Source organism: Streptacidiphilus pinicola, assembly GCF_003258295.1.
GTDB classification, from domain to species: Bacteria; Actinomycetota; Actinomycetes; order Streptomycetales; family Streptomycetaceae; genus Streptacidiphilus; species Streptacidiphilus pinicola.
The window spans coordinates 1-15,412 of sequence record NZ_QKYN01000043.1; the positions used below are offsets into that span (position 1 = coordinate 1).

Genomic DNA, 15,412 nt, shown 5'->3' on the forward strand with positions numbered 1-15,412 from the left:
GTGCGCGAGCTGCCTGGGGCGGGGGGCGGGGGCGCCGGCGGGGGGTTCTATCCCGAGGACTTGACGCATGGTGGAGAGCTTCGCGGCGGTCTCGGTGTATTCGGTCTGCGGACGGCTGTCGGCGACGATGCCGCCTCCGGCTCGCAGGGTGAGGTGGCGCTGTCGGGCGTCGAGCTCGAAGCCGCGCAGGGCCATGTAGAACTCGCAGTCGCCGCGGCCGTCCAGCCAGCCGACCAGTCCGCCGTAGTAGCCGCGGGGTGACTCGTGGTCCGCGATCAGTCCGCGTGCCTGCTCCTGCGGCACCCCGCACACGGCCGGGGACGGGTGCAGGGCCGTGACGAGGTCGGCTGTCCGGTAGCGGTGGTCGGCGAGTCGGCCGTGGATCGGCGTGCCCAGGTGCCAGACCCCGGGTGCGCCCACGAGTTGGGGCTGGTCGGGGTGCAGGAGCTCGGAGCAGAACGGGGCCAGGTGCTTGACCATGAAGTCGACCAGGTGGCGGTGCTCGTCGAGGTACTTCGGGGTCAGGAGTGCGGCCTGGGCGCGGGCCCGGTCCTGTCCGGCCGGGAGGTGCGGGTCCCGGGGGAAGGTGCCGGCCAGTGGGGTCAGGGAGATCCTTTCCCCGGTCTTCTTGAGGAAGAGCTCGGGGCTGGCACCCATCGTGTACAGGCCCGGTGTCGTGGCGTGCTCGACGAAGTAGCTGTGCACCTGGGGGTAGGCGGTCGCGATCTGCTCGTAGACCTGCCGGGCGTCCAGGACCCCGGTGTAGGTGAACCGTTCGGCCCGGGCCACGACGATCTTCTCCAGCGCGTGGTGGGGTGAGCGCAGAATCGGGAGGACCCGGTCGAGCTGCTCGATGTAGCCGGCCACCTCGGCGTCGTTGAAGCCGACATCGGGCAGGAAGCGGCCGGGCCGGGCGCCGCCTGCGGTAGCGCTCGAGGGGCGGGCGGTCCCGCGGGTACCGAGGTAGAGCGAGGGCTTGGCGTGCTCGGAGTCGAAGGGGATGGCGCCGGTGACGACGGCGCTGTGCCCGGCGCCGCGGACGGCGCTTTCCGCCGCGGCCAGATCGGTGAACCGGGTGAGGGGGCCGACCGGTTCGACGGAGGTGGCCGGGCCGCGCAGTCGGAAGACGGCGGGGCCCACGCCGGCTCGCTCGCGGCGGTGCAGGACGGGCTCAGACACGAGTCGTCTCCCTGTCTGTCTGGTAGTCCCAGGGGGTGTAGTCGGTGTAGCCGGTGGCGTCGCCGCCGTAGAAGGAGGCGGGGTCCGGCGTGGTCAGCGGGGCGCGGCGCAGCAGGCGGTCCGGGAGGTCGGGGTTGGAGATGAACAGTCGTCCGACCGAGACCGCGGAGGGTCCGGAGCCCAGGTGGGTGGTCAGTTGGTTCAGGACCTGGGTGCTGTTCTGGTCGGGGGCGGTTCCCATGTTGTCGACCCATCCGCCGGGCCAGGACGAGCGGATCCAGTCCAGGACGTCGGGGTGGCTGCCGGCGACCGTGTGCACGTAGGCGGCGCGCTGGACGCCGGGGTGTGCCAGCAGTGCCAGGTGGGTCTGGGCGGTGTCGTCCTCGTGGATGCGGTTGGCCGACTGTCCGGGCGAGATTCTCAGTGCGGTGCGCTGGTGGCCGACTTCGCCGGCGACGGCCTCGAAGACCTGTGCGGGGAACCGGGCGCGGTTGGGTGCCGATCCGCCGTAGGTGTCGTCGCGGGTGTTGGTGCCCGACGCGAGGAACTGGTGGAGGAGGTAGCCGTTGCCGGCGTGGATCTCCACGCCGTCGAAGCCCGCGTCGACGGCCATGCGGGCGGCGTGCGCGAACTGCTCGACGGTGAGATCGATCTCGGTGGGGGTCATCGCCCGGGGCATCGGATGGTCGACCAGGCGGCCGTCGAGCAGGGTCTGCGGGCGTGGGACGACCGCGGACGGGGCCAGGGGTTGCCGGCCTCCGTTCACGGCGGGATGGGCGGCGCTGCCGGAGTGCATGAGCTGCATCACGATGGTGCCGCCGCGGGTGTGTACGGCGTCGACGATGCGGGCCCACTCGGTGCGGTCGCGGGAGTCGGTCAGGTGGGGGCTGTTGGGCTGTCCTTTCCCGATCAGCGCGGGGTGGGTGCTCTCGGTGATGATGAGGCCCGCGCCGGCCCGTTGTCGGTAGTACTCGTGCATCAGGGCGCTGGGTGTTCCGTCGAGGTGGGCTCGGCGGCGTGTCATCGGGCTCATGACGATGCGGCTGCTCGCGGTGATGTCGCCGAGGGTCACCGGCGTGAAGGGGTCGACGGACATGCGTTCTCCTCAGGGCCGGGCCGAGACGGCGGCGTCCATCAGCCGTGCCCGGACCGCGAGTCGATCGATCTTGGAATTGGGGAGCAGCGGCACGCTGTCGGCGAACACGAACCGCTTCGGTACGGCCGCTCGTCCCATCTGCCGGCGCACCCGGTCCTTGAGGTCGTCGAGGGTGGGGGCGGAGGCACCGGGCTTGAGGTGCAGGTAGGCGCTGACGAGTTCGCCCCATTCGGGATCGGGGAGGCCCATGACGACGGCGGTGTCGATCTCCGGCACGCCGGCGAGGGCGCGCTCGACGGCGGTGGCGGGGATCTTGACCCCGCCGGTGTTGATGAGATCGTCGGTGCGGCCGAGCACGCGCAGGCGCCCGAACTCCCAGCGGCCGCGGTCCGCGGTGCGGAACCAGCGCGTGTTACCGCGGGTGTAGAAGCGGCCCGTCTCGGTTTCGTCCGCGCCGAGGTAGCCGTCGGACAGGACCGGTCCGCCGATGTGGATCTGATCGTCGACCAGGCGCACCTGGACGCCGTCGAGCGGGATGCCGTCGTAGACGCATCCGCCGCCGGTCTCGGTCATGCCGTAGGTCTCGACGGTGTCGACGACGGTCTCCAGCCGTGCCCTGGTGTCGGGGTCCAGTGGGGCGCCGCCGACGAGCACCGTGTCGAAGCCGGCCAGGGCGGCGCGTGCTCCGGTGTCGTCGAGCAGTCGCCGGACCTGGGTGGGGACCAGTGCGGTGTAGCGCCTGCCCGCCGGCATCGTGCGGGCGGAGGCGGTGAACGCGGCCGGGTCGAACCGGTGGCTGTCGAGGGTGTGGACGACGGTGCCGGCGGCGAAGGCGCGGTGGACGACCTGGAAGCCGGCGACGAAGGAGGCGGGCAGGCACAGGAGCCAGTCGCCCGGGCCGCCGAGTCGGGCTGAGGTCGCCGCGGCCGAGGCGCGCAGGGCGGTGTGGGTCAAGGCGGTCCGTTTGGGGGTTCCTGTCGAGCCGGAGGTGGACAGCACGACCGCGGTCCGGCCCTCGACGTGCCGCGGGAGTGCGGCGGCCTGGGCCTGGTCGGTGACCGGTGCGATCGCGTGGCCGGTGTTGTTGGCGGTGCGCAGTTCGTGCAGGAGGAGGTCGACGGCACGGCCGGGCTCGGCGGGCAGGAGGAGCGGGCGGAGCGGTATCGGGGGCATCGTCGCTCCGCTCAGAAGTAGTAGGGATAGGCGGACCAGTCGGGCGACCGCTTCTCCAGGAAGGCGTTGCGCCCTTCCACCGCCTCGTCGGTCATGTAGGCCAGGCGCGTCGACTCGCCGGCGAAGACCTGCTGTCCGAGCAGTCCGTCGTCGGGGAGGTTGAAGGCGAACTTCAGCATCCGGATCGCCTGGGGCGACTGCTGGGTGATGTCCCGGCAGTAGGCGATGGCGGTGGTTTCCAGGTCCTTGTGCGGGACGACCTCGTTGACGGCGCCGAGCGCCTGCATCCGGTCGGCGTCGATCTCGCGGGCCAGGAAGAAGATCTCGCGGGCGAACTTCTGGCCCACCTGGCGGGCGAGCAGCGCCGAGCCGTAGCCGGCGTCGAACGATCCGACGGTGGCGTCGGTCTGCTTGAACTTGCCGTGCTCGCGCGAGGCGATGGTGAGGTCGCAGACCACGTGCAGCGAGTGGCCGCCGCCGGCGGCCCATCCGGAGACGGCCGCGATGACGACCTTGGGCATGGTGCGGATCAGCCGTTGGACCTCGAGGATGTGCAGGCGGCCGGCGCGGGCCGGGTCGATGGTCTCCGCGGTCTCGCCCTCGGCGTAGTGGTAGCCGTCACGGCCGCGGATGCGCTGGTCGCCGCCCGAGCAGAAGGCCCATCCGCCGTCCTTGGGTGAGGGACCGTTGCCGGTGATGATCACCGCGCCGACGTCGGCGGACATCCTGGCGTGGTCCAGGGTGCGGTAGAGCTCGTCGACCGTGCGCGGCCGGAAGGCGTTGCGCACCTGGGGACGGTCGAAGGCGATGCGGACCCACGGGAGGTCGCGGACGACCTGGCCGTCGGCGTCACGCTCCACACCTCGGTGGTAGGTCAGGTCCGTGAGGTCGGTGAAGCCGTCGACGTTCCGCCAGGCTGACGGGTCGAACGGGTTGGCCGAAGGGGCCGGCGTGCTGGGCGCGGAGAGGGTGTCGTGCACCGTCGCAGTCGTCATGATCTTCCTTGTGTCTGCTCGCTTCGGGGGCCGCCGCGGGTGGGCTGGGCGGTGCGCTGGTGGTGGTTCAGGCGCGGGAGGGTTCCAGTGACCGGGCCGCGGCCGGAGCGGCGTCCCAGGTCGCGTCGATGCTGTGGCGTACGGCCGTGTGGACGTCGCGGAGCGTGGTCCGGGCGACCGGGACCTCGACGACGGCGATGCGGTTCTCCGCGCGGGCCTTGTCGAGGCTGTCGGGGAGCGCTTCGAGGTGGGCTTTTCGATGTGAGACCCCGTAGGCCTGGCACAGCGGCGCGATGTCGATGTGCTGGGGCGTGCCGTAGATCCGTTCGAAGGTGTCGCCGAACTCGTGGTGCCGGTACGCGGGATGCCCTTGTTCGAGCAGTTCGAAGATGCCGCCGCCCGCGTCGTTGGAGACGACGACGACCAGGTTGTCGGGCACTTGTTCCAGGTGACCGGACATCAGGCCCGAGGCGTCGTGGGCGAAGGTCAGGTCGCCGATCAGGGCGATCACCGTGGCGCTCGGTGAGGCCAGGGCGGCTCCGACGGCGGAGCTGATGTTCCCGTCGATGCCGGCGACTCCGCGGCTGGAGAGCACCTGGACCCCGTGCGGGACCGTGCCGGTCAAGGAGACGTCCCTGATCGGGTTGGATGCTCCCAGCCACAGGATGTCGCCGGGGCGCAGGGCGGAGAGCAGCGTGGCCGCGACGTCGGCGCCGGTGAGCGGACGGGCCCGGTGGTGCAGGGCGCGGGACCAGTGGTCGCGTATCACCTCGTCGAGGTGGGTGAGTTCCCCGGTCCACGAGCGCGGAGTCTCGCCGGTGAACACCGGCTGCGCGGTCACGGTGTCGATGCTGGGGGCGGCGTAGACCCAGTCGTCGTCGCCGTCGCTGACCAGGACCGTGGTCGTGTCCGGGCGGGCGAGTGCCCGCGAGACGTTGCGGTGGAGGGTGGGGCGGCCCAGGACCACGAGCTGCTCGGGGCGCGCGTAGTCCAGTACCCAGGGGTGCAGGACGGTCCGGCCGCCGGTCGGCACGGTGGGCTCGGCGATGCAGGGGACCTGCTCGGGGATGCGGGTGAGGTCGGCGCCGTCTCCGGCGACGACCAGGGTGCGGCGCGTCAGGTCGATCCGGTGCGCGGTGGTGCGTCGCGGTGTGCGGGCCGGGATGCGGGTCCACGGCCCGCCTTGGGGGCGGCCCTTGGGGAAGCGGATCCGGCGGGCCGAGGGCGGGAGCCCGGAGGGCAGCGGTACGTCGATCTGGACCGGGCCGGGCGCGCCCATGAGGCGCCCGGCCGCGATGGCCAGGGCGCGGCAGACCTGGGAGCGGAGCGTGGCGTTGGCCTGCTCGGGCGGTTCGCCGCCGCCGCCCAGGACCTGGACGTGGCGTACCTGGCCGAGGAGGTACCGGGTCTGGTCGACGGTCTGCGACGCGCCGGTGCCAAGGACCTGCGGCGGGCGGTTCGCGGTGACCAGGACCAGGGGGATGCGGGCGTAGTCGGCTTCGGCGGCGGCGGGTGCGAGGTTGGCGACCGCGCTGCCCGAGGTGGTGACCACGGCCACCGGGGCGCCGGTGGACTTGGCCATGCCGAGGGCCACGAACGCGGCCGAGCGCTCGTCCAGGCGGACGTGCAGGCGCAGTTCGCCGGCTTCGGCGCGGCGGGACAGTTCGAAGCCGAGGGGCCCGTTGCGCGATCCGGGGCAGTACAGGAAGGTACGGACGCCGCCGCGGACGAGCTCGTCGACGACGACGGCCGCCACGAGGGCCGCCTGGTCGGTGGTCGGGCCGGCTTCGGGCCGGATGCCGCCTTCAGGCCGCATCGCTGATCCCGTCGCGCAGCAGGTGCTCCAGGCGATTGCGCTGGACCTTCATGGTGGCCGTGCGGGGGAACCGGTCGTAGGGCAGGATGACGGGGCGCTCCAGGCGGGGCATTTCCGCCACGCAGGCCCACCAGGCGTCCCAGTCCATGGTGCGGCGGTCGGTGAGGGAGATGACCGGCTGGGGGTCCCCGGCCGGGGTCCGCACCATGATGACCTCGTTGAGGAACGGCAGCTTGTCCAGCAGGGCGTCTTCGAGGGCGAGTGTGCTCTTGACCTCGTCGATCAGGTCGACCTGACGGTCGTGCAGGGCGAGCTGCCCGAAGTGGCCGATCTCGCCCTGGTCCCCGCTGTTCCACCACGGTCCGCGCAGGTTCTGCTCGAAGCGGTCCTGCTCGCCGTAGTAGGTGACGGCGCGTCCCCGGGAGAACATCTCGATGGCGCCCTGCTGTCCCCGGGCCACCGGGTTGCCGGACTCGTCGACCACCCGGGCGCGGGTCAGCTTCGGCATGCCGACGCCCATCCAGCGGGCGTTGCTGAACCGCAGGGACAGACGGGTGTGTGCCCGCAGCACCATGGGGCCGCACTCGCTTTGGCCGTAGACCTGGAGGTAGACCGGCATGCGGTGCTTCGACGCGCGCAGGTACTTGAGCATGGTGCCCTTGTTGACGGCGTCGAAGGTCGAGTGCAGGTAGCGGACGCTTGCGAAGACCGAGGGGTCCCGGTCCAGGATCGAGGCCCAGCGGACCAGGTGGTTGGGGTGCGACTCGATCGCGAGGGGACGGTGGCGTCGCATCATCTGTTCGACGTTGTCCTCCCCCGGGTCCCCGATGTTGAGCAGGGGGAAGCCGTAGGACATCAGGGAGGCGATGCCGATGTTGAAGCGGCTGTGCACCGGCGAGATGTGGAAGGCCACCAGGCCGGAGGTGTCCAGGAACGAGAGCACGCGCCGCTGCCAGGTGACGCGCCAGCCCATGGAGGTCGGTGAGTGGGCGATCAGCTTCGGGATGCCGGTCGTCCCGGAGGTGTGGGTCATGTAGACGATGTCGTGCACGTCCGGCCGGCGGGCCGGGCCGGTGGCAGCGTGCACCTGGTGCGCCCGCACGGTGTCGGTGTGGGCCTTGCGGGAGGCGTCGACCGAGGCGATGGCGTCGGCCTTGGCGGCGGTCGCGTCGTCGAACAGCAGCCAGGGGTTCTTGAGCCGGGCGGCCATGACGGTGACGGTCTCGGCGTCCAGGTGCGGCGAGATCATGACGGGAACGCCGCCCGCGTAGGAGACGGCGACGGCGAGCAGGTAGCTGTCGAACAGCGCCGACTTGTAGATCACGACGTGGTCGCCGGGCTTGATGCCGAGAAGGATCGCCTGCTCGCCGAGGTGGCCGACGGCGGCGGCCGCGGCGGCGTAGGTGGTCTGCGTGCCGAGCTCGGGGAACACGCGCAGCGGGATGTCGAGGTGGATCTTGGAGTTCGGGAAGGTGTCGGCCGCAGTGCGGAAGTTGTCGTAGAGGTGCAGCGGTGCGGACACCGGGCGGAAAAGATCTTTGAGCGGAAACATCGGCTTTCCCTTCAGGCCACGGCGACGGGCCGGTCCACGAGGTAGCGCATGGCTGCCCGGTTCTCCTCCGGGCGGTGGACTCGAATGTGGGCATGAACGTGTTTGTCCGCGGCGGCCGGGTCCTGAAGGGCCGACGCGTGGACGAGGGCGGTCCCAGCGCGGACCTGGGATGCGAATTCCTGGGAAATGCCACTTTCTTCACCGCCCGCGGAGTACGTCATTTCCGGCGTACTCCTGGGGCCGTATCGGATCTCCCGGCCAACAGGATCACCTGATCTCCAAATGGCCGACAAGTAGGCACTTCAAGGTGCCTAGGACACGGTGTTCCTTGGGAACTTGAGAGTTCCTACTTGTTTTCCGCTCCATCCGCGGCGACTGTTGTCGGAGCAAATCCCGAGGAAACCGGATCCGGTGCTCAGCATTCGGCAACGATGCCGGGAATTGTCGACGGCAACCCGGTCAGACGGAGCGGCCCGAGGCGCGAGGCGCGCGGGCGCCGGCTCAAGCGCTTGAACTCGCCTTCCACACAGCCGAGCTGGTCGCCGGTCACGTGCCGGCGCACGGACGCCCGTCAGCGTCCGCCGTCGGCGTCCCGTCCCTCGACCTTCCCTTTCCCGCCTGCGGCTGCAGCGCAGCACGGCCGGCGATCCTCCCGGGAGATCTCTCATGCCCAAGTTCCGCATCGAAGTGTGCATCATCGGGGCCGGTCCGCGCGGCCTGTCGGTTCTGGAACGTCTGTGTGCCAATGAGCGCGCGGCGCCTTCGTGCGACCTGCTGACCGTGCACCTGGTGGACCCACATCCCGCCGGGGCCGGGTCCGTGTGGCGGACCGACCAGCCGGAGCAGCTGCTGACCAACACGGTCGCCTCGCAGATCACGGTGTTCACCGACGACAGCGTGCGGATCGCGGGGCCGGTGGAGCCCGGACCGAGCCTGTACGAGTGGGCGCAGAGTCTGGCGTTGCTCGGCGAGCCGGGCGACTACGGCGCCCAGACGCTGGCCGAGGCCCGCCGGCTGGGACCCGACTCCTACCCCAGCCGCGGGTTCTACGGGCACTATCTGCGCGACTGCTACCGCACCATCGTCGCCAAGGCCCCGGCCCACCTCACCGTGCGCGAGCACCGCTCGCGGGCCGTCGCGGTCGCCGACACCCTCGGGACGCCGGGCGGCCCGCAGACGGTGAACCTGGAGGACGGCACCCGGCTGGGCGGACTGTCCGCCCTGGTCCTGGCCCAGGGCCACGTGGGCGCGCATCTGACCGCCCGCCAGGTGCGCACCGCCGACCTCGCCCGCATCCACGGCCTGGTGTACCTGCCCCCGGCCAACCCGGCCGATGTGCCGCTCACCTCGATCGGAGCCGAGGAGAACGTGCTGCTGCGCGGCCTCGGGCTGAACTTCTTCGACTACATGGCCCTGTTCACCAGCGGCCGCGGCGGCTCGTTCGTGCAGGGGGAGGCGGGGCTCACCTACCACAGGTCCGGAGGTGAGCCGCGGCTGTTCGCGTTCTCCCGACGCGGCATCCCGTACCACGCCCGCGGCGAGAACGAGAAGGGGCCGTTCGGCCGGTACCGGCCGCGCCTGCTCACCCCGGAGTACGTCGCCGGGCTGCGCCACCGCGCAGCGCACGGGGAGCGCATCGGCTTCCGCACCCACCTGTGGCCTCTGATCGCCCGTGAGGTGGAGAGTGTCTTCTACGCCACCACGTTGAGTGCGCGGGGAGCCGCCGCCTCCTCGGTCGAGGAGTTCATCGACCGCTACCTGGCGCTGCCGCTGGACGCGGACGGCTCCCAGCTGCTCTCCTCCCGCGAGATAGCGCCGGCGGACCGGTTCGGCTGGGAGCGGCTCGTCGATCCCGTCGCCTCGCGCCGCTTCGCCGGCCGCAAGGACTACCAGGACTGGCTGGTCCGCTATCTGCGAGGCGACGTCGCCGCCGCACGAGCCGGCAACATCAGCGGTCCGCTCAAGGCGGCCCTCGACATCCTGCGGGACCTGCGCAACGAGATCCGGCTCGCGGTCGACCACGGCGGACTGGACGGGGACTCCCACCGCGACGAGCTGGAGGGCTGGTACACACCGCTCAACGCGTTCTTGTCGATCGGCCCCCCGGTGCGACGCGTCGAGGAGATGATCGCCCTGATCGAGGCGGGTGTACTGACCGTGACCGGACCGGGCACCGAGGTGCGGCTGGACACCTCGGTCCCCGCCTTCACCGCCGTCAGCCCGCGGGTGCCCGGTCCGCCCGTCGTCGCCCGGGCGCTGATCGAGGCGCGGCTGCCGGAGCCGGACATCCGGCGCACGCGCGATCCGCTGATCGGGCACATGCTCGCCACCGACCAGGCCCGGCCCTACACCATCACCACGCAGGGTGCCGGCGACTACGAGACCGGCGGCCTGGCGGTGACCGAACGGCCCTACCGCGTCGTGGACCGGGCCGGCCGGCCGCATCCGCGGCGCTTCGCCTACGGCGTGCCGACCGAGTCCGTGCACTGGGTGACCGCCGCCGGTGTCCGGCCGGGCGTGGACTCGGTCACCCTCGGGGACTCGGACGCCATCGCCCGCGAGGTGCTGGCCCTGCCGGCGCTGTCGCCGTCCGCGACACCGACCACCGGCGTCGAGGCGACGCCGATCGCGGTCGAGGTGATCGTATGAGCGACACCGCGTCGCTTGCGGACTCGGGGTTGCTCTCCCCCGTGCGCGCCGGCACCGCGGTGGAGGCCGCGGTCGGGGACGAGGCGTGGCTGCAGGCCATGCTGGACGCGGAGGCCGCGCTGGTCCGCGCCCAGGCGCGGCTGGGCAGCGTCCCGGCCGCCGCCGCGACGCGGATCTCCCGCCTGGCCAGGGCCGAGTCGATGGACCTTCGGCAACTGGCCCTGGCGGCCCGGGAGACCGCGAACCCCGTGGTCGGGCTGGTGCAGGCCCTGACCGAGGTGGTGGCCCGCCAGGACGAGGGGGCCGCGCAGTACGTGCACCGCGGCTCGACCAGCCAGGACGTCTTCGACACCGCCGCCATGCTGGTGGCCCGCCGCGCGCTGGACCTCACCCTGGCGGACCTGGACCGCACCGCCGGGGCGCTGACCGCGCTGGCGGCGCGCCATCGGGACACCGCCATGGCCGGACGCACCCTGGCCCTCCAGGCGGTCCCGATCACGTTCGGCCTGAAGGCGGCGGGATGGCGGCAGTTGGTACTGGATGCCGAGGACCGGCTGCGGGCCGTGCGCGACCACGGACTTCCGGTCTCCCTGGGTGGGGCCGCCGGCACGCTGGCGGGCTACCTGGAGTACGCGCGGCTGGACGCGCCGGACGCCGAGCGGACCGGTTTCCACTCCCGGCTGCTCGCCGCGTTCGCCAAGGAGACGGGGCTGTCCGTTCCGCGCCTGCCGTGGCACGCGCTGCGCACCCCGATCGCGGACCTCGCGGCCGCACTGGCCTTCACCGCCGGCGCACTGGGAAAGCTCGCCGTGGACGTGCTGACGCTGTCGCGCACGGAGATCGGCGAGGTCGCCGAGCCGGCCGCCCCGGGCCGGGGCGCTTCCTCGGCCATGCCGCACAAGCACAACCCGGTGCTGGCCACGTTGGTGCGCAGCGCGGCGCTCCAGGTCCCGGCGCTGTGCACGGGGCTGGTCCAGTGTCTTGCGGCCGAGGACGAACGCTCCGCGGGCGGATGGCACGCCGAGTGGCTGCTGCTGCGTGAGTGCCTGCGGCTGACCGGTGGCGCCGCGTCCACGGCGGCCAGGCTCGCCGAGGGACTGCGGGTCGACGGCCCGCGGATGGCTCGCAACCTGGAACTGACCGGCAGCCAGGTCGTCTCGGAGCGGCTGGCGGCACGACTGGCCCCGGTCCTTGGCAAGGCCGAGGCGAAACGCGTGCTCACCGTCGCCTGTGAGACCGCGGCCGCACAGCGGCAGCCGCTGCACGTGGTCCTGGAGAAGATGCCGCAGGCGCGGGTCCTGGCCGAACAGGGTCTGCTCGAAGAGCTCTGCGACCCGGCCGGGTACACCGGGGCGAGCGGCGAGCTGGTCGACCGGGCCCTACGTCCCTGACGGGTGGTCACGGGATCTGGCGGGGAGCGCCGGGCCCTGGCCGGGCACTCGCGTTACGCCGTCAGGGCCCCGCGATGCCGGTGCCCCGCGGAGAGCTTCTCCTGCGGGGCTCCGACGGCGTCCGAGTCCGAGCGGTGAGCCTGGACATCGGACGCGTGGTCGGCCGCCCACAACTGCAGCAGGGAGAAGATCGCCGCGAGGCTGGTGCCGAGTCCACTGAGGCGGTACTCCACCTTGGGCGGGACCTCGGGGTACACCGTGCGTTCGATGATCCCGTCCCGTTCCAGCGTGCGCAGCGTCGCCGTCAGCATCTTCTGGCTCACTCCGTCAAGTTGTCTGCGCAGTTCACCGTGCCGCATCGGGGACGTCTCGTGCAGGGCGCACAGCACCGGCAGCGTCCACTTGTTGGTCAGCGTCTCCAGCAGCTCCCGGGTGGGCAGTTCCACGCCCTGCACGATCCCCAGCTCCGTGACCGACATCGAACCTCCTCATGTCGAATCCGTGGCCGAGGACCCGTGCCTCTCCAGGAGGACACCGGGTCCCGACCAGGCCTACCGGGAAGGGTTCCGCACGGATCGCAAGTTTTTCTGGATACGAAATGCCGGCCTGCGAAGACGTGGTGTCGAGCGCGAGGTTCGCGCCGAACCCCGGGCGACTCCAGCCTGGCGGCCGGCGCCGCGCTCGTCGGCCGCTCCCCCGCCCGAGCTGGGCGCGCCTTCGCCCGGAGCGGGCCTCGAGCCCGGTTCGAGGGCGGGCCGCTCCACTTGAGGGGCAAGGCCTGGAAGTCGGCTCCACGAGGTCGCCCGACCGCTTGGCCGCGGCCTGCTCTGTTCCCGGACCGGAGATACGCATGTCGAGCAACTTCCCCGCCTTCGCCGAACTGATCGCCCAGACCGAGCACTGCGCCTGGCACCTGCAGCTGCGCGACGACCGCACCCTGGTCCACGCCCCGGAAGGACACGGCGACTTCGCCGCCCTGGTGCGCGACGCGGTCGGGCGCGGCATCGACTGGCGGCGCGCGCGGATCGTGCCCGAGCCGGCCGGCGCGGTCGTCCAGGACGCGTGGGAGACCACGACCCAGGTCAACGTGCCCGCCGGCGAGAAGGTGCGCTGGCTGCCGCGGCAGCGCGCCGCGGACCTGCTGCTGCCGGGCAACGACTTCTGGGTGTTCGACGACCGGCTGCTGCGCTGGACGCACCTGCAGCGCGACGGCTCCTGGGGCCGGCACGAGTTCTCGCGGGACCCCGAGCTGATCCGCCGCTGCCGGCAGGCCTTCGAGGCCGTGTGGGAACGCGCGGTGGACCACGCCGAGTTCACCCCCTCGCGCAGGCAGCCCACCGCGGCCTGACCCGCACCCCCGCCCGGCGACCCCCGGCAGCACGGCATCCCTCACCCGCCCCGCGCGCCGCGCGGGGCGGGTGACGCGCGTCTGCGCCCCGCGACCTGGGCCCGAGGCGGGGCGTGAAGGAATCAGGAGCAGAGCGGGAATCAAGGGGCGCTGCACCGGCCGGAGTTAGCTTTCCGGACAGTGAAGGGATACGGGTGATCTTCGATGGAGCTCCGGATACTGGGATCGATAGAACTGTGGACGGGCACCGCCCTGGCCGATCTCGGCCCCGCACGGCAACGCAGCATCCTCGGAGTCCTGCTGGTCGACCCGGAGCGGCCGGTGCCGCTGGAGTCCCTCGTCGACCGGGTGTGGGGCGAACAGCCGCCCGCCGGGGTCCGCAACGTGGTGCACACCTACGTCACCCGGCTGCGCCGGGCGCTGGCGCGCGCCTCGGCCGAACTGCCCGAGCCGATCGGCGTGGTGCGCACCCCGACCGGCTACCAGGTCTCGGCCGACCCCGGCACCGTGGACCTGGTGCGGTTCCGCCGGCTGCTGAAGAGCGCCCAGCGCGAGGGGCTGGCCCTGCCCGAGCGCAGCGCGCTGCTGCAGCAGGCACTGCACCTGTGGCGCGGTGACGCGCTGGGGGGCATGGAGAGCGACTGGGCCGCGCGGCTGCGCGAGACGCTGCGGCAGCTGCACCACGAGGCGCTCAGCCAGTGGGCGGACGCCGAGATACGTCTGGAACGGCCGGGCGCGGTGCTGGCGGAGCTGCGGGCGGCGCTGCTGACCGACCCGCTGTCCGAGCAGCTGTGCGAGCGGCTGATGCTGGCGCTGTATCTGGAGGGGCGCAGCGTCGACGCGCTGGAGTACTACCAGTCGATCCGGCGCCTGATCGCGAAGGAGCTCGGCACCGATCCCTCGCGGCGGCTGCAGCGGCTGTACGAGACGATCCTGCGCGGCGAGGCGGCCGACCCCGCACCGGCGGGCGCGGCCGAGCGCGGCGGTGAGCCGCAGGGCGCGGTCACCCACGGCACCGGCACGCACGGCGTGGGCGTGTTCGCCGCGCCGGAGCCCAGAGCCGCGCCGCCGGCCGTGCCGGTGCCGGCGATGCTGCCGCTGGACCTGCCCGACTTCACCGGGCGCGAGCGTGAACTCGACCAGATCGCACGCACGTTGACCGGTCCGGCCGGCGCGCAGCCGCACGCGGTGGTGCTGGTCGGCGGCGGCGGGGCCGGCAAGACCGCGCTGGCGGTGCACCTGGGCCACCGGCTGCGGCCCGCGTTCCCCGACGGGCAGCTGTACGCGGCGCTGCGCGGCAGCGGCGCGCGGGCGGCGGACCCGCACGCGGTGCTGGGCCGGCTGCTGCGGGCGCTGGGCACCGACCCGGACCGGCTGCCGGCCGACCCCGACGAGCGCGCCGAGATCTACCGGCTGGCGCTTTCCGGGCGCAGGCTGCTGCTGATCCTGGACGACGCGGTCGACGACGCGCAGGTGCAGCCGCTGCTGCCGGGCAGCGCGGACACCGGGGTGCTGATCACCAGCCGGGGCCGGCTGGCCGCGCCGCTGGGCGCCCGGGTGCTGCAGCTGCCGGACCTGCCGCACGGCCACAGCCTGCGGCTGCTGGCGCGGATGCTGGGCGCGGAGCGGGTCAACCGGGAGCCGGCCGCGGCGGCCGCGATCGCCCGCTACTGCGGCGGCCTGCCGCTGGCGCTCAGGGCCGCGGCGGTGCGGCTCAACACCCGCCCGCACTGGCCGCTGGCGCGCTACGCGGAGCGGCTGGGCAACGAGGCGCGGCGCCTGGACGAGCTGGCGCACAGCTCGCTGAGCGTGCGGGCCAGCTTCGCCGCGTCCTACGACGCGCTGCCCGAGGACGCCCGCGAGGCGTTGCGGTGCCTGGCCCACCTGGACGTGCCCGAGTTCGACGCCCACATGGCCTGCCCGGTCCTGGGCAAGGACTTCGCCGCGGTGGAGGACGCCTGCGAGCAGCTGGTGGAGGCGCACTTCCTGTCGGTGGCCGAGCCGGCGGTGGCCGACCTGCCCACCCGCTACCGGCTCGACGGCCTGCAGCGCAGCTTCGCCCAGGAACTGAGCGCCGGCCGGGAACCGGGCGCCGCCCAAGGTCTGGTCAAAGGCGCGGCGGGCGCTGTTCGAGCCGCCGTCCAAGCGTCCTTCTAGCGGGGCCCACATGGGAATACACCCGCGGTCAAGACGCACTCCAGCCCAGCGCCCAA

At 72.5% G+C, this 15,412-nt stretch carries 11 protein-coding genes; 4 read left to right on the forward strand and 7 right to left on the reverse strand.

Annotation, left to right across the window (positions count from 1 at the left end):
• The 6 genes from DN069_RS12215 to DN069_RS12240 form a co-directional block, all read right to left on the reverse strand.
• Positions 1-1,179, reverse strand: a 1,179-nt coding sequence (locus DN069_RS12215) for an isochorismate synthase (RefSeq protein WP_111500959.1), incomplete at its 3' end; no start/stop codon positions are given.
• Positions 1,172-2,275 (reverse strand): oxidoreductase, encoded by a 1,104-nt coding sequence (locus DN069_RS12220; protein ID WP_111500960.1) that lies wholly within the window; start codon positions 2,273-2,275, stop codon positions 1,172-1,174. The genes DN069_RS12220 and DN069_RS12215, both read right to left, overlap by 8 nt.
• A 9-nt stretch (positions 2,276-2,284) precedes the next feature.
• Positions 2,285-3,448 (reverse strand): AMP-binding protein, encoded by a 1,164-nt coding sequence (locus DN069_RS12225; protein WP_111500961.1) that lies wholly within the window; start codon positions 3,446-3,448, stop codon positions 2,285-2,287.
• 11 nt (positions 3,449-3,459) lie between these two features.
• Positions 3,460-4,443 (reverse strand): 1,4-dihydroxy-2-naphthoyl-CoA synthase, encoded by a 984-nt coding sequence (locus tag DN069_RS12230; protein ID WP_111500962.1) that lies wholly within the window; start codon positions 4,441-4,443, stop codon positions 3,460-3,462.
• A 67-nt stretch (positions 4,444-4,510) separates the two neighbouring features.
• On the reverse strand, positions 4,511-6,259 hold the full coding sequence (gene menD, locus DN069_RS12235; protein ID WP_111500963.1) for a 2-succinyl-5-enolpyruvyl-6-hydroxy-3-cyclohexene-1-carboxylic-acid synthase: 1,749 nt from the start codon (positions 6,257-6,259) through the stop codon (positions 4,511-4,513).
• Positions 6,249-7,811, reverse strand: coding sequence for an AMP-binding protein (locus DN069_RS12240; RefSeq protein ID WP_111500964.1), 1,563 nt, complete (start codon positions 7,809-7,811; stop codon positions 6,249-6,251). Before DN069_RS12240 ends, menD begins: the two co-directional genes overlap by 11 nt.
• 666 nt (positions 7,812-8,477) lie before the next feature.
• Here DN069_RS12240 and DN069_RS12250 point away from each other — a divergent pair.
• Together DN069_RS12250 and DN069_RS12255 are read left to right on the forward strand one after the other, a co-directional pair.
• Positions 8,478-10,460, forward strand: coding sequence for an FAD/NAD(P)-binding protein (locus DN069_RS12250; protein WP_111500966.1), 1,983 nt, complete (start codon positions 8,478-8,480; stop codon positions 10,458-10,460).
• Positions 10,457-11,851: a nitrosuccinate lyase gene (locus tag DN069_RS12255; protein ID WP_111500967.1), complete on the forward strand. Its 1,395-nt coding sequence runs from the start codon at positions 10,457-10,459 to the stop codon at positions 11,849-11,851. The genes DN069_RS12250 and DN069_RS12255 overlap by 4 nt, the downstream gene beginning before the upstream one ends.
• Before the next feature lie 53 nt (positions 11,852-11,904).
• On the opposite strand, the gene DN069_RS12260 is transcribed toward DN069_RS12255, so the two are convergent.
• Complete coding sequence (locus DN069_RS12260) at positions 11,905-12,330, reverse strand: winged helix-turn-helix transcriptional regulator (RefSeq protein WP_111500968.1); 426 nt, start codon at positions 12,328-12,330, stop codon at positions 11,905-11,907.
• Between the two features lie 371 nt (positions 12,331-12,701).
• Here DN069_RS12260 and DN069_RS12265 point away from each other — a divergent pair, with 371 nt between their 5' ends.
• Positions 12,702-13,199, forward strand: coding sequence for a DUF6879 family protein (locus DN069_RS12265; protein WP_111500969.1), 498 nt, complete (start codon positions 12,702-12,704; stop codon positions 13,197-13,199).
• Between the two features lie 204 nt (positions 13,200-13,403).
• Positions 13,404-15,356: an AfsR/SARP family transcriptional regulator gene (locus DN069_RS12270; protein WP_111500970.1), complete on the forward strand. Its 1,953-nt coding sequence runs from the start codon at positions 13,404-13,406 to the stop codon at positions 15,354-15,356.
• Positions 15,357-15,412 lie beyond the last annotated feature (56 nt).

Excerpts from the sequence above, each read along its gene's own strand:
- DN069_RS12220 (WP_111500960.1), bottom strand. The coding sequence starts at position 2,275 with ATGTCCGTCGACCCCTTCACGCCGGTGACCCTCGGCGACATCACCGCG.
- DN069_RS12225 (WP_111500961.1), bottom strand. The coding sequence starts at position 3,448 with ATGCCCCCGATACCGCTCCGCCCGCTCCTCCTGCCCGCCGAGCCCGGC.
- DN069_RS12230 (WP_111500962.1), bottom strand. The coding sequence starts at position 4,443 with ATGACGACTGCGACGGTGCACGACACCCTCTCCGCGCCCAGCACGCCG.
- menD (WP_111500963.1), bottom strand. The coding sequence starts at position 6,259 with ATGCGGCCTGAAGGCGGCATCCGGCCCGAAGCCGGCCCGACCACCGAC.
- DN069_RS12240 (WP_111500964.1), bottom strand. The coding sequence starts at position 7,811 with ATGTTTCCGCTCAAAGATCTTTTCCGCCCGGTGTCCGCACCGCTGCAC.
- DN069_RS12250 (WP_111500966.1), top strand. The coding sequence starts at position 8,478 with ATGCCCAAGTTCCGCATCGAAGTGTGCATCATCGGGGCCGGTCCGCGC.
- DN069_RS12255 (WP_111500967.1), top strand. The coding sequence starts at position 10,457 with ATGAGCGACACCGCGTCGCTTGCGGACTCGGGGTTGCTCTCCCCCGTG.
- DN069_RS12260 (WP_111500968.1), bottom strand. The coding sequence starts at position 12,330 with ATGTCGGTCACGGAGCTGGGGATCGTGCAGGGCGTGGAACTGCCCACC.
- DN069_RS12265 (WP_111500969.1), top strand. The coding sequence starts at position 12,702 with ATGTCGAGCAACTTCCCCGCCTTCGCCGAACTGATCGCCCAGACCGAG.
- DN069_RS12270 (WP_111500970.1), top strand. The coding sequence starts at position 13,404 with ATGGAGCTCCGGATACTGGGATCGATAGAACTGTGGACGGGCACCGCC.